Genomic DNA, 14,497 nt, shown 5'->3' on the forward strand with positions numbered 1-14,497 from the left:
AGGCGAGGGTGGGCTAGTTCGTGAAATTCAGCGCCACCAGCGGCGCCGGGCTCGAGGCACGTAGGTCGGCCAGCACTGGTCTATCGGCATACTGCATGACGCCATGCTGATCGATGACGAACAATGGCTGGGTGTTGCGCATATAGGCGTCCTCGATCATCGCCATGCGGCGGTTGTCCAGCATCAGCCAACGCCCATCCTGCCGCGCGGCGGTGACGGCGTGGTCGTCGCCGCTGACGGTGTCGCGTAGCACCACGATGCGCAGGTCATCGGCCGCGATGCCGGCCAAGCGCAACGCGACGAATTTTGCGATTGCATAGTCTTCGCAATCTCCGGCGCCATGCGCGAATGTGACGAGCGGTGAACTCCACACATCGATTTGGCCGTATTGAGCCAGATCGCTCATCGGCCGGATCGCGAGGTTGATCGCGCGATTGAGTTCGCCGAGACGGGCGCGTCCCTCCCGCGCTCGCGCATTGTCGACGATGGCGAGCAGCTGCAGCGCAGCCGGGGAGACGCAGCGGTCGCGGTCTCCGTCGCACAGCGCCAGCTGCACCCGCTCGTCATCGAGCTTGCGCTCGACATCAAGCCATTTTTCCCGCAGCCCGCCGTAGGTCAGGACCGCTGCAAACAGCCCGAACGGCTCGGCGGAGCTCCGGACCAGCGCCGCAGATCCCGGCGACAGCAGTGTCCCCGCATGGACGTCCGCTACCGGCGCGAACCAGGCCAAGCTCATCACAAATATGGCGGCACGCCACGCGTGCACCCGGCCGAAAATCCCCATCTGACACCCCGTGTCCGGACATCGGCGAGGCCATTAGCCCGCGCGTGGCCGGATCTTTCGAGAGCAGGATGCGGGGGGAGGCTTTTATTGCGCTTAACGGGAGCGTTCCGGGGGCAGAAACAGCAAAACAGGCTAAAATCCATATCGCCAGTTTGCAGAAAATTTTACAGACTCAACCTTCGGGGGTACAAGTTTTCCTAGGAGGGTCGGCAGCGTGTTTGGGGCGTATTTGCGACAAATTCCGCCGGATATGGCTAATTTACAGCAGTAGTCGTTTTCGCTACCGGAACTACAGTTTAAATTGTCGAACTGATGCAATATTCTGCAAGAAAATGCAGGTTAGAAATCGTCTAGGTATTGTTTCCAGGCTATATACATGGAGCTACTTTCGATAGCTTAGACTTGCATCGTACTAAAGGAATTTTATTGGCATACTTGGCATCGAATACTTCTTCTTGGGAGAGTTTGACAGCTTAGTTTTACCTCGGTGGCGTTGCCTAATCAAACTGCACTGCCTTTACACGAGCAGCAGATGGTTTCGCCGCGCAATCCCTAATGATATGCAGAACTTAGACTGAAGAAATTTTATAAATATTAACCATTTGCGGTGGGGCTTTTGAATTTCGCTAGCAAATTCGACGGAGTGCTGCCCGTTGGCGGCGCGGGTGCGCATGACGTTGCGCATTTCCACGTCAATTCGCTTTCTACCCATGTTCCCGTGGACGCCATCATCGTCCCGGACGCTCATTTGCTGTTCGGCGCCGACTTCAAGCGTTCCGGCGTCGACCTGATCCTTTCCAACGACGACCGCGAACTGGTCCTGCACGATTACTTCAAGGGCGAGAAGCATGCTCCGCTGGCATCGCCCGATGGCGCCCATCTCACCGGCGACATCGTCAACGCGCTGACCGGCCACGTCGAATATGCCCAGGCCGATGGCAGCGCCGCCGCCGCCGTCGTTGTCGGCCATGTCACCAAGCTGACCGGCAACGCGACCGCGATCCGCAACGGCGTCTCGATCATCCTGAATTCGGGGGACAACGTCGACAAGGGCGACGTGCTTCAGTCCGGATCCGACTCGACGCTCGGCGTTACCTTCGTTGACGGCACCGTGTTCGGCCTCGCCTCGAATGCGAGGATGGTGGTCAACGAGATGATCTATGACCCCAACGGGTCGAACAATTCCTCGCTGCTCAGCCTGGTGCAGGGCACCATCTCCTTTGTCGCCGGCGAGACCGCAAAACACGGCGACATGAAAGTCGACACGCCGGTTGCGACCATGGGCATCCGCGGCACCGCGGTGCTGGTCCAGATTGACTTCGATATTCCCGGCCAGACCGGTGTCCCGGACGCGAAATTCCAGGTTCTGGTCGAGCCGGACGGGCACACCGGTTCCTACATCCTGTTCGACAAGACAACGCTGGCTCCGATCGCAACGGTCAACGAGGCCGGGCATCAGGTGAACATCAGCCAGGGTAGCGTCAGCTACTCGTCGAGCGGATTGTCGCCAGAGCTGCAAAAGCTCATCACCGACGTTTTCACGCTCAAGTTTACTGACAACACCAACCCGAACACCAAATCGTTCGATCACTTCACCGATTCGATCGTTCCGCTGGTGTTCACGCCGTTCAAATTTGTGAACGTGCCGAACCTCACGCCGATCATCTTTGCGGAGAACAATGCAAACAGTCCTGTGCAGTCCAACTCCGGACCGGCGACTCAGATCCAGCATATTCCGATTGCGCCGACCGTCTCGGCGCATGGCGGCGCGGAGGCCGAGCGCATTGGCGTGACCGGCGATAATGCCCTGGATACGGTGTCCGGCAAGATCAGCTTTTCCGATCTCAACGTCAGTGACCGTCCCACCGCCACAGCGGCGTTCGACGCTGTCTCCTACCAGACCACTCAACACCAGGACGTCACATCGCTTCTGTCGAAGCAGCAGCTCACCGCGATCGAGGCGGCCATCACCGTCAGCCAGGATTCGGGCAATACCAACCAGGGTACCGCGACCTGGACCTACAGCATTTCAGACAAGGCGTTTGATTTCCTTGGCGCCGGGGAGACCTTGACGCTGACCTACCTGATCCGGGTCAGCAACAATTATAGCCCGGACATCCAGGTAACCACGGTGCCGATCACGATCACGATCACCGGCACCAACGATGTTCCGGTCATTACGTCGAGCGTGCCGCATACGATCGGGTTTAACGGTGGCGCTGGCGCTCCCGGCGGCGACCTGGTCGCGACGGGGCCGACATCGGGAAAGATGACGTTTTCCGATCCAGATCTTACCGATACCCACAAGGTCTCGGTCGCGGTGGTAGAGACGGCGCTGGACGGCAGCGCTGTGACCCTGCCATCGACGCCGCTGAACATCCTTGAGTCTGCGCTTTCCGCGTCGATCGCGACTGACAGCACCGATAGCGGTGCCGGGACGATCAACTGGAGTCTGGCGGACCTGCCGGCCTCTCTCGAAGACTTCATCCCCGTGGGCGAAACGCTGACGATCACCTATGCCGTGACGGTGACGGACTCGCAGGGTGCAACCGCCACGCAGGACATCACGGTCACGATCGGGCAGGGTGTGGTCTGGGTCGCGAAGACTGCGGATGGTGCGCCGTCGGGCGGGCTGTGGAGCAATCCGTCGGACTGGAGCACGGGGGCGGTCCCATCAGCCAGTGACGACGTCATCATCATCACCGATCAGCAGTTCGGGCTAACGCCCTCTTTTCCGGTCACGATCGACGCTCCAGCCGTGGCCGAGAGCGTGACCATGAACGACTTGGGGACATCTGCCCCGGAGTTGATCAATGAGAGCACGCTGACGATCGGCGGCGCGTTCAGTATGAGCGCTGACTCGATCGCCCACAATTCCGGGACCATCAGCGTCGGCGGCCTGATGGAAGTGCTGGACCAAAGCGTGCTGCAGAATTCCGGCACCATCAACCTGCACCAGGGCGGCGACTTCAAAGACCACAGCACGATTTCGAATACCGTCACGGGGACGATCGAGATATCCGGCGGCACGCTCAATGTTGAGGTCGATATTGCCAACTCCGGTCGGATCACGGTGGATCCGGGTGCAGCGCTGACCATCGACCAGGGGTCGACGGTTACCAACACCGGCGTCATCGGCCTCGATGATGGCGCCACCGGCATCGGCGAATTGACGGTGAACGATGCGACGATCGATGGCGGCTCGATCCTGAACTCCGGTGCTATCAAGCTCACGGGCGCCGGCGTGCTGAAAAACGGTTCGCTGCAAAATTTCAACTATATCCTCGTCTCTGGCATCGACAACGCGCTTCACAACGAGACTGTCACTGGCGGCGGTGGCCTGGAAATTCTTCCCGGTGGCGCGCTGACCATCGATCAGGGCTCCACGGTTACTGATCCCCATTCCTTGGAGGTCGATGCCGGGACGCTGACGCTGAACGATGCAACCATCAATACCGGCGTCGTCTATAACGACCCCGGCGGCACCATCGACCTCACCGGAAGCGCTGTGTTCAAGAACGGTTGGCTTTACAATTTCGGCCAACTCAACGTTTCCGGTACCGGCAACGCGCTGCACAATGAGAACCTGTCGGGCAATGCGGCGCTTGAGGTTCTGGAGGGCGGCACACTGGTCATCGACCAGAGCACGATCGTTGCTAACTCTGGCGGCACGATCACGGTCGACGATACGGCGACGCTGACGTTGAACGACGTGACGGTCACGAGCGGCACCGTCACCAACAAGGCCAACGGCATCATCGACCTCACCGGCACGGCCGTGCTGAAGAACGGCACGCTTGGCAATTCCGGAGTGATCGATTTCAGCGGCACGGGCAACGCGCTGGACAACGAGCTCGTCACCAACACCGGCACCATAGAAGTTCTGGCTCTTGGAGCGCTGACCCTCGATCAGCTCACCGCGGTTAGCAATGCCGGCGGCACGATTGCGATCGACGGCACCGGCACGCTGACGCTCAATGGTGCCACCATCGACGGTGGTACCATCAACGATTACAGTACCGTCTCGGGCAGCATTGTCGCCGGAGACATCGACGTCACCGGCTCGAGCACGATCAGTAACGCCAGCCTGAACAAAGGGCAGGTGACGATCGAGAGCGGCCAGATGCTGACGCTCGATGGCACCACGGTGACGGGAAGCAGCATCACCGACAGCGGCACCGTCAATGTCAACGCGACCCAGGTGCTTAAGCTGAACGATGTCGCGCTGAGCGGCGGCGCAATCAGCAATGCCGGCACCGTTGAAATCACCGGCTCGTCGAGCATCGAGAACGACACGCTGGGCAATACCCAGCTCACGGTCGACAAGAGCCAGACGCTGACGCTGGACGGCACCACAATAACCGGCGGCACGGTTACCAATAACGGCACGGTGGTCGTCGATGCCGGGCAGACGCTGGTGCTGCAGGGCGGCGTTGCGCTCGTTGGCGGGACGCTTGAAAATTCCGGTACGGTCGAAATTGAAAGTTCATCGGGAGCGACACTTGACGGTGTCACCATCACCGGTCCCGGCACCATTCAGGTCGACAGCGACGCGTCTCCGATCGCGACCTCATTGGTTCTCGACGACGGTACGATCGTTATGGGCGGCGCGCTGACGGTGGGATCCGTCGGCACCCTCGCGGTCAAGACCTCGGGCGGCGCGGCGCTGAACAAAGAGAGCGTCACCAACGACAATTCGATCGAAGTGTTCGCCGCCAGCCTGCTCCTGCTCGCCGCCGGCACGACGGTGGCCAACAAAGGCACCATCACGGTCGACAGCACCGGCACCCTGGCGCTGAACGACGCCACCATTACCGGCGGAACGATCGCCGATAACGGCATGGTCCATGTCACCGGCGACAGTTCGATCGACAGCGCCGATGTGACCGGCGGTCACGTTACGATCGACGCGGGCAAGACGCTGATATTGGACGGCGTCACGGTCAACTATACCAGCTTTAGCGACACCGCGACCGGCGCCATTATCCGGGTTGATGGCGGCGACACGCTGACGCTCTACAACGTGACTATCGATGGCGGCACAATCAACGACTACAGCGGCGAACCGGGAAACATCGTTTCCGGCCTCATCGACATTACCGGCTCCAGCAAGATCAGCGACGCCGGCCTGAACCACGGTCATGTGACGGTCGAGGGTGGACAGGTGCTGACGCTCGACAACGTCACGGTGAGCTATACGAGCTTCGACGATTCCGCGACCGGCGCCGTCATCCAGGTCGATGGCGGCGATAAGCTGACGCTCAACGGCGCCACCATCAACGGCGGCACCATCAACGACTACAGCACCGTCTCGAGCCACATTGTCGCCGGCGATATCGACATCACCGGCTCCAGCACGATCAACAACGCCAGCCTGAACCATGGCGACGTGACGATTGAAAGCGGTCAAACGCTGACGCTGGACGACGTGACGGTCGCCGGCACGTCGTTCACCAATGTCGCAACCGGCAGTACCATCCATGTCGACAGCAATGACAAGCTGGCGCTGTCTGGTGTCACTGTCAGCGGCGGGGCTGTAACGGTCGGAACGCACGCGCTTGTTCAGGTTGGTGACGGCGGTGTTACCCTGACCAATACCAGCGTTGCGAATAATGGGACGATCGAAGTTCTGGACGGCAGCACGCTGAAGCTTGCCGGCTCCATCACAGGCAGCGGGTCGGTTCAGATCGACGGCGGCGGGCAGTTCGAACTTAATGGGTCGGACACGCAAAATGTCGTTTTCGACGGCAGCAAGGCCGAACTGAAGATCGACGGCTCCAGCTTCGGCGGCAATATCGTCGGTCTGTCGGCCACCGATCAACTGGATCTGCAGACCATTGGTTACGGTCCGGACACGACGGGAACCTATGTCAGCAATGCCAACAATACCGGCGGCGTTCTGACCATTACCGACGGCACGCATTCGATCAGCATGACGCTGGTCGGCGACTACCGTAACGCGCATTTCGCAGGTTCGTCCGACGGAAACGGCGGCACGCTGGTCACGCTGAATGCCGCTGACGATGCGCCGGCCTTCACGCCGGCGGACACGACGCAAACCGCTACCGTGACGGAACTCGCCAATACCACGGGATCGTCGGCATCGGATTCCTCGTCGCCTGCGGGCGGCATCATTCACTTCACGGACGTCGATCTGACCGACCGGCCGACGGCGACAATTACCGCGCAGAGCGTGACGTTGACGTCCGCCAATCACACCGATCTTTCCTCGTCGCTGACGCCCAGCGAACTTTCCGCGCTTGAGCATGCGCTTGTGCTGACAGAGACAGGCAACACCAATAACGGCGCGATCGACTGGACCTACTCGATCACCGATAGCGCGTTGGATTTTCTTGGCGCGGGGCAGACCGCGACGGTGACTTCGACCATCACCCTTAACGACCATGAGGGAGGCACCGACAAGGCGAGTGTTACGATCACGATCAACGGGGCGAATGACGTCCCCACGATCGTGAGCGAGACCAATCCGTCGGTACAGACTTTCATCCTGGCAAAATCGCCGATTGTTCTGGGAACAGGCGTAACCACGAACTCGCTCGGGTTGCCTACTGAGACGTTCGACAGTCTTTCTGCCGGCTCGGCATCGAACAATGGTTTTGGCCATGGCAATTTCACCAGCGCCGCTCTCGACGCGACGTTTGTCGCATCGGGCGACGCAGGTATCGTGCACGGCTCGTCCTCGGTCACGGCGGCTCCGTTCGTTGGGCCTTCGCCGGGTCACGCAGATACCACGAACTATCTGAGTATCGGCGCACACGGGTCGGAGACCATCACATTTGCAAGCCTGCAGAACGAGTTCGGGCTGGACTGGGGATCGGCCGATTCGTTCAATACGATCCAATTTTATGACGGAAACACGCTGGTCGCTTCCTACACAGGCGCTGATGTCGCGCCGCTCCTTGCTAACGGCAACCAAGGCTCGTTTTCGTCGAACGGCTACGTGGAATTTTCCGATCTCGGTCCGTTCAACAAGGTCGTGCTGGCAAGCGGCAGTTCAAACGCTTTCGAGATTGACAATATTTCCGCCGGATATGTTTCGGATTCCCACAACCACCTGCCTGGCCCGATCACCGGCACGCTGACCGTCAGCGACGCCGACATCGGCGATACGCTTACGGCGTCGGTAACCGGCGACGCCGTTGCCGAATATAATGGTTCAACGACCTTGCCGCCGAATGTGGATCTGTCGGCGCTGATTGATTCCAAAGCGGTGACGTTCGATAGCGTCACATCGAACGGCGGTTCGGAAGTGCTGGATTGGACCTACAATCCCGCCAATGCCAATTTCGACTTCCTCGAGCCGGGGGATAAGCTGACCCTCACTTTCGACGCGCAAGTCACCGATGGCCACGTCGTTACCGGCGACCAGCCGTTGACTGTCACCATTGTCGGGACCGGAGCATCGGTTGTTACCGGAACGCCGCAAAACGACACCTTCGTCAACGTCGGCGGCGGGGTAAAGATTTTCGGCGGTGGCGGCCAGGATACCTTCGTGTTCAACGCGAACTTCCACAGCGCCACGATTGGTGATTTCGACGTCAATAAAGATACCATCGATATCAGTCAGACCTTGTTCGCGAGCGTGTCGGCGATTCTCTCCAGCGCACAATCGGCTAATTCAGGCCACGACACCGTCATCACGGACGCGGCTCACGACACGATTACGCTAAGTGGCGTGACCCTCGCGCAAATCCAGGCGCACCCAAACGACTTCCACCTGGTTTAGCCGCGGCCGTCCTTCACCGTGCGGCGAAGTCGCCAAAATCGGATGCCTGGTAAGTGCAAACCTGATATCCAGACACCATGAAACGACTAAGGGTATGGCGACGCTGGTTCGCGCGGAAGTTCGGCTATGCCCGGCTGGTGTGCCTGGCGCTGCTGATCGGCTTTGTCGCGCTGCGCGTCGCCGACCCGGCGCCGATCCAGGAACTTCGTGTCAGAACCTTCGACACCTTCCAGCTCATAGAGCCTCGCGTGAAGACCGCAAGGCCGGTCACCATCATCAACATCGATGAAAAGAGCCTGGCGAAACTGGGTCAATGGCCTTGGCCACGAACGCGGATGGCGGATCTGGTCGACAATCTGACGAAACTCGGCGCCGCCGCGATCGCCTTCGACGTCATTTTCGCGGAGCCTGACCGGCTCAATCCCGATGCGGCCGCTGATGCGATCCGCAACCTCGACGAAGAAACCAGAGAAAAGTTGCGCGCATTGCCAAGCAACGATCAGGTTTTCGCGGATGCGATCAAGCGTTCACGGGTGGTGCTGGGCGAGTCCGGATTGCCCGACGTGATGCCGAAGCCCGAAGTCACGCTTCCGGTAACGGGGCTGGCAATGCTCGGCCCCGAGCCGCAACAGTTCATGTTCAAATTCGCCGGCTTGCTGCGCAACACGCCGGTGCTGGAAACCGCAGCCGCCGGTCGCGCCCTGCTGACGATCCGGACCGAGCGCGACGGCATCGTCCGGCGGGTGCCGATGATCATGCAGGCGCAGGGCGAAACCATGCCGTCGCTGAGTTTCGAAATGTTGCGGGTGGTGACGGGATCCGACACTATCCTGGTCAAATCCGATGAGGCCGGAATCAAGAGCGTCGGTGTCAAGGGTTTTCAAGTGCCGACCGACCGTAACGGTCAGCTTTGGGTTCATTTCGCGCATTACGATCCTTCGATCTATGTCTCGGCCATTGACGTGCTTGAAGGCCGCGTCGCGCCGGAAATGATCGCGCGGAAACTGGTGCTGATCGGGACCTCCGCGGTAGGACTGAACGACAACAAGACCACGCCGATCGACCCTGTGATGCCCGGCGTCGAGGTTCACGCGCAGGTGCTCGAGAGCGCGCTGACCGGCGAACTGCTGTCGCAACCGAATTACGGCATTGTCATCGAATTATGCACCGCCCTGGTGCTCGGACTTCTGGTGATCGCGTTCGCGCCGATGTTCGGCCCGGTCACCCTCGTTGCGGTCGGCGCGCTGCTAGCGACGCTGTTGATCGGAGCGTCCTGGTATTATTACACAGAGCAGCGCCTGCTGATCGATTTCACCTATCCGCTGCTGTCGACGACCGCGATCTATCTGACGCTCATCTTTTCCAGCTTTGTAAGAGAGCAGGCGCAGCGGCGGCAGATTCGCTCGGCGTTCGGCCAGTATCTGTCGCCCGCGCTGGTCGAGCAGCTCGCCCAGTCGCCGGAAAAACTCGTGCTTGGCGGCGAAGAGCGCGAGATGACCATCATGTTCTCTGACGTCCGCGGCTTCACCACCATCTCGGAGTCCTACAAGCATGATCCGCAGGGCCTCACCGCGCTGATGAACCGTTTTCTGACGCCTTTGACCAATGCGATCCTCGCGCGCAAAGGCACCATCGACAAATATATGGGCGACGCGATCATGGCGTTCTGGAATGCGCCGCTGGATGACAAGCAGCATCAGCTTAACGCATGCGAAGCCGCCGTCGACATGCTGGATCGGATCGATACGCTCAACAAGCAGCGCGAGCTCGAGGCGCAAGAGGGTGGCCACGTCTACATTCCGCTCAACGTCGGCGTCGGGCTGAACACCGGAACCTGCGTTGTCGGCAATATGGGGTCCGACCTGCGCTTCGATTATTCGGTGCTCGGCGACAGCGTCAATCTGGCGTCACGCCTCGAAGGGCAATCCAAGGAATATGGCTTCCCGATCATCGTCGGCTCGAGAACCGCGCTTGCCGTCAAGGACAAGTTCGCGATTCTCGAACTCGATTTTATCATGGTCAAGGGCAAGAAAGAGCCCGAGGTCATCTATGCCATCGCCGGACGCGAGGACACCGCGCAGTCCGGCCGATTCCAGCGGCTGCGCAACCTCACTATCGAGATGCTGGCATGTTATCGCAGCCGTGACTGGGAAGGCGCGCTCGCCGTGATCGAACGCGGCCGTCGCACCGACGACGCGCGTTCGCTTGAGTTGCTCTATCATCTCTATGAAGCGCGAATCCGCAGCTATCAGAAGGACCCGCCTCCGGCGGACTGGAACGGCGCGTTCGCGCTGCTGACGAAATAGCGCAACCTCGCCCGATTTGTCATGCGCGGGCTTGACCCGCGCATCCATCATGAAAAACGACTTTGATGCAAAGCGGATGGATTGCCGGGTCAAGCCCGGCAATGACAACGTAGGTCGCCGGTCCTCACTCCACGCTAATCGTCGTCAGATCCTGGAACCAGTGCTGCGCCTGCACGAACTGCTTGACCCTGGGCGATAGCGCATGCGGATTGGTGTCGTGCACCACCCACACCAGCGCCGCATCGTCGACGATCAGCGCGTGGGCCTGCGCGATCAGGTCGTCCTGTTTGGCGGGATCGAAGGTCTGCTTGGCCTCATTGATCAACGCATCGACTTTCGGATTCTTGTAACCGCCCCAGTTGACGCCGACCGGCGCGACCTGATCGGAGGCGAAGAACCGCACGATGGCGTAGAGCGGGTCGGAGGTCACATAGGCGATGTTGTTGGCGGTGATGCCGGCGTTGCTCGGATCGGCCGCACCCTTTCGCCAGGCCGTGTAGAGCGTCTCGAGTTCGACGACCTTGAAGTCGATGTCGATGCCGATCTCCTTGAAGCTCTGTTGCAGGAATTCGTTCATCGGCAGCGACAGCATCTGTCCGGTGCCGCCTTGCGCGATGATGAAGGTCGTCTTCAGCGGCTTTTCCTTGGAATAGCCGGCTTCCGCGACCAGCTTCTTGGCTTCCGCAAGGTCGTATTTGATGTCGAAGGTCGGCTTGCCGAACCAGGGGCTCGACGGATCGACCTGGCCTTTGGCGGGTTTGGCCAGGCCGTTCATCAATGCCACCACGGCATCGCGGTCGATGGCGAGGTTGAGCGCCTTGCGCAGGCGGATGTCGGTCCACGGCGAGCCTGGCAGCACGCTGAGGTGATAATTCCACACATGCGGGGTGATGTTGTCGACGATCCGCATCCCGGCGGATTTCAATTGCGGCACGGCATCAGGCGCCGGCGTTTCGATCAGGTCGACTTGCCCGGCCAGTAGCGCATTGGTTCGCGTGAGCGCTTCCGGCATCGGAATCAGGACCAGCTTGTCGACTTTCGGAATCCGCTTCTTGTCCCAGTAATCCGCATTCTTCGATAGCTCGGCCAATTCATGCGGCACCAGCTTGGTTAGTTTGAACGGCCCGGTGCCCGAAGGCTGGCTTGCGAATTTGTCCCAATCCCTGCCGAGTTTTTCGTATTGCGCGGGGCTGGAGACCAGAAACCACAGCATCTGATACGGGAAGAACGAATCGACGGTCTTGGTCGTGATCTCGACGGTGAAGTCGTCGATCTTGGCGTAGCTCGCCACCGAAGGCAGGCGCGTCTTCACCTGCGCGCTCTGGCGCTTGTCGAATTGCGGCGCCTTGTCGTTGAGAACCTTGTCGAGGTTCCAGATCACCGCATCGGCGTTGAAATCGCTGCCGTCGTGGAACTTGACGCCCTTGCGCAGCGTAAATCGCCATTTGGTCTTGTCGTTGTCGTCGACTTTCCACTCGGTGGCGAGGCCCGGCACGAGTTTGCCCGGCCGATCCGAGATATCCATTTCCCAGGAAACCAGCGGATCGTAGATCGTATATCCCGTGAATTGATAGGCGCCCGCGCCGCGATCGGGCTGCCCCGTCGTGAGCGGAATATCCGCCATCGAAATGCCGTAGCGGACCACCTGTTCGGCGCGCGCCGAAAAAGCTGACAGGGCCATGGCCAGAACGGCCAGAAGCATCGAATTTCGGACGCGCATCAACTAAGCTCCATTGAACGATTTCTCGGAGCTGAACTTGCAAGGTTGATGCCAGAATAGGCAGTGCTGTTTCTTTCTCCCCCGCCTGCGACAAAGCGTTACGGCGGCAATGACAATTTCCCGAGCTGTTCCAGGCCTTGGCACAGCGGTTGCATACGATTGCATAAGAAATAGTCACCGAAAGTTGAGAGGGGATTTGCGTGATGCTTATCGAGAAATCTGGAAAACGCCGGGCGGCGGCGGCCGTTGCCATGCTGGCGATTGCCGCGATGGCGGGGTTGCCGCGCGGTGCCGGCGCCGAAACCATTCTGCGCATCGGCATGACCGCGGCCGATATTCCGCGCACGCTGGGGCAGCCCGATCAGGGATTTGAGGGCAACCGTTTCACCGGACTGACGATGTATGACGCGCTGACGATGTGGGACCTGTCGTCCGCCGATAAACCAAGCGTCATGATTCCAGGGCTCGCGACCGAGTGGGCCGTGGATGCGACCGACAAGACGAAATGGGTGTTCAAGCTTCGTCCGGGTGTCACCTTCCACGATGGCTCGCCGTTCAATGCCGACGCCGTGGTCTGGAATGTCGACAAGGTGCTCAGGCAGGATGCACCGCAGTTCGATCCCAGTCAGGTCGGCGTGACAGCGTCGCGGATGCCGACTTTGGCCTCGGCCCGCAAGATCGACGATCTGACGGTGGAACTGACCACCACGGAGCCGGACAGCTTCCTGCCCATCAACCTCACCAATCTGTTCATGGCGAGCCCGGCGAAATGGCAGAAACTATTCGACGTCGCGCAAGGCGCGGACGCCAAGGCAAAATCGCAAGCCGCCTGGGCGGCCTTCGCGCGCGACGCGTCCGGCACCGGCCCGTGGAAAATGTCGAGCTTCACGCCGCGCGAGCGGCTGGAACTGGTCAGGAACGAGAACTACTGGGACAAGGCGCGCATCCCCAAGGTCGACAAGATGCTGCTGCTGCCGATGCCGGAGGCCAACGCCCGCACCGCGGCCTTGCTGTCCGGCCAGGTCGACTGGATCGAGGCGCCCGCACCGGATGCCGTCGCCGAGATCAAGCAGCGCGGCTTCAAGATATATAGCAATGAGGAGCCGCATGTCTGGCCGTGGCAATTCTCGCGCGTCGAGGGCTCGCCATGGAACGACATCCGCGTTCGCAAGGCCGCCAATCTGTGCGTCGATCGCGAGGGCCTGAAGGACGGCTTGCTCGCCGGCTTGATGGTGCCGGCGACTGGCACTTTCGAGCCCGGCCATCCCTGGCGCGGCAAGCCGACCTTCGAGATCAAATATGACAAGGCGGCCGCGCAGAAGCTGATGCAGGAAGCGGGATACGGCCCCAACAAGAGGTTGTCGGTCAAGGTCCAGACCTCGGCGTCGGGATCCGGACAGATGATGCCGCTGCCGATGAACGAATATCTGCAGCAGGCGCTGGCCGAATGCTATTTCGACGTTCAGCTCGACGTCATCGAATGGAATACGCTGTTCACCAACTGGCGGCGCGGTGCCAAGGACCCCTCGGCCAACGGCGCGAACGCCACCAACGTGACCTACGCGGCAATGGATCCGTTCTTCGCCATGGTGCGTTTCCTGCAATCTGGAATGGCGCCGCCGGTGTCGAATAATTGGGGCTATATCAATAATCCCCAATTCGATGCGCTGGTGAAGAAGGCGCGTCAAACCTTCGATCCGGCCAAGCGGGACGAAGCCCTCGCCGAGTTGCATGCGGCGTCCGTCGATGACGCGGACTTCCTGTATGTGGCCCATGACGTCGGCCCCCGCGCCATGAGCCCGAAGATCAAGGGCTTCGTGCAGCCGAAGAGCTGGTTCGTCGACTTCTCGCCGGTCAGCATGACGCCGTGATTGATGAGGATGAACTTTCTTCGTCATGGCCGGGCTTGACCCGGCCATCCACGTCTTGATGTCTGACCG

At 60.2% G+C, this 14,497-nt stretch carries 5 protein-coding genes; 3 read left to right on the forward strand and 2 right to left on the reverse strand.

The window, feature by feature from the left end; translation table 11 throughout:
- Positions 1-13 precede the first annotated feature (13 nt).
- Positions 14-784, reverse strand: a complete 771-nt coding sequence (locus BLV09_RS28000) for a transglutaminase-like cysteine peptidase (protein WP_167558898.1) — start codon at positions 782-784, stop codon at positions 14-16.
- 616 nt (positions 785-1,400) lie between these two features.
- Here BLV09_RS28000 and BLV09_RS28005 point away from each other — a divergent pair.
- Positions 1,401-8,531, forward strand: coding sequence for an Npun_F0296 family exosortase-dependent surface protein (locus BLV09_RS28005; protein WP_167558899.1), 7,131 nt, complete (start codon positions 1,401-1,403; stop codon positions 8,529-8,531).
- 77 nt (positions 8,532-8,608) lie between these two features.
- Positions 8,609-10,837: a CHASE2 domain-containing protein gene (locus BLV09_RS28010; RefSeq protein ID WP_146689715.1), complete on the forward strand. Its 2,229-nt coding sequence runs from the start codon at positions 8,609-8,611 to the stop codon at positions 10,835-10,837.
- Positions 10,838-10,961: 124 nt separating this feature from the next.
- Here the strand turns inward: BLV09_RS28010 and BLV09_RS28015 are convergent, their stop codons facing one another.
- Positions 10,962-12,557, reverse strand: coding sequence for an ABC transporter substrate-binding protein (locus tag BLV09_RS28015; protein ID WP_146689716.1), 1,596 nt, complete (start codon positions 12,555-12,557; stop codon positions 10,962-10,964).
- 203 nt (positions 12,558-12,760) lie between these two features.
- Here BLV09_RS28015 and BLV09_RS28020 point away from each other — a divergent pair, with 203 nt between their 5' ends.
- Positions 12,761-14,428 (forward strand): ABC transporter substrate-binding protein, encoded by a 1,668-nt coding sequence (locus BLV09_RS28020; RefSeq protein WP_100385454.1) that lies wholly within the window; start codon positions 12,761-12,763, stop codon positions 14,426-14,428.
- Positions 14,429-14,497: the final 69 nt, after the last annotated feature.

The organism is Bradyrhizobium canariense (assembly GCF_900105125.1).
Taxonomy (GTDB): Bacteria; Pseudomonadota; Alphaproteobacteria; order Rhizobiales; family Xanthobacteraceae; genus Bradyrhizobium; species Bradyrhizobium canariense_A.